The organism is Protofrankia sp. CiP1_Cm_nod2, assembly GCF_920664355.1.
In the GTDB taxonomy this organism is placed as follows: domain Bacteria; phylum Actinomycetota; class Actinomycetes; order Frankiales; family Frankiaceae; genus Protofrankia.
In genome coordinates, this window is sequence record NZ_CAKKTL010000210.1 from 3,714 (window position 1) to 4,783 (window position 1,070).

1 protein-coding gene is annotated in these 1,070 nt (G+C 71.5%); it reads left to right on the forward strand.

Annotated features, from left to right (window positions below; translation table 11 throughout):
* The first annotated feature begins 241 nt into the window (after positions 1-241).
* The gene (locus NBW84_RS19200) at positions 242-889 is read left to right on the forward strand and encodes a GNAT family N-acetyltransferase (protein ID WP_250286126.1); all 648 of its coding nucleotides are present in this window, start codon (positions 242-244) and stop codon (positions 887-889) included.
* The last annotated feature ends 181 nt before the right edge of the window (positions 890-1,070 follow it).

Here is a 1,070-nt window from a genome sequence, read left to right on the forward strand (position 1 = left end):
GGGCCGGGGAGCCGAGGGCCGGGGAGCGGCGCTGCCTGAGCGCTCCCGGCAACGCCTCCGGAGCTGCCTGGGCACGACGGCTGGGGCGAACGTTGCCTGGCACGGCACCGTCCGGCCTGGCACGGCCGGGTGGATCCGGAACAGGCCGATGAGGATCAGGACGGCCGAGCTAGTCTGACCCTGTGCGAGATGCCAGCGTTGCCGTCGCCGCCAGAAGCCGGGCCGGGTGGGACGTCGAATCATGAGCCGCCGCATCGCCAACATCACTCTCGACAACATCGACGACCTGCCGGTGCGATGTCGCCGATGCGTCTTCTGGGAGCTCGACCCCGTCGCCCGTAGCCGGGCCGAGGAGGCCGGGGACACCGCGCTGGAGAAGGAGGCGTGGGTGTCCTCCGCCCTCCTCGAGTGGGGAAGCTGCGGAAAGATCATCTACGTGGACGGTGTCCCGGCCGGTTTCGCGATGTACGCGCCGGCCGCGTACGTGCCCCGGTCGGTTGCCTTCCCGACCAGCCCGGTCAGCCCGGACGCCGTCCTGCTCATGACCGTGAAGATCATGGAGGACTTCGCCGGGCAGGGCCTGGGGCGCATCCTCGTCCAGACGATCGCCAAGGACGTGTTCCGGCGCGGCTTCCGTGCCATCGAGGCGTTCGGCGACCTCAAGGGCGAAGGCACCCGGTGCGTGGTGCCCGCCGACTACCTGCTCGCCGTCGGCTTCAAGACCGTGCGGCCCCACCATCGGTGGCCACGGCTGCGGCTCGAGGTCAAGAACACCGTGAGCTGGCGGGAGGACGTCGAGGTGGCCCTCGAGCGGCTGCTGGGGTCGATGGCGCCCGAAGGGATGCTGCGTCAGGTCGGAGGCGTCGCCGGGACCGTTCCAGCGGGCTGACCTCCGGCCGTCCGGCGGCCCTGGCTGCTCCCGTTCCTCCGTTTCCCGTGGCTTCCGCTGTCCCTCCCCCGCCGCTGCCTCCTCCGGTGCGGGCGGGCCGTTCCGCCGTCCACCGGCCTTCTCGACAGCATCGGACAGCGCGGGACGGGTTCTGACGACACCGGACGACACCGGACGGCGC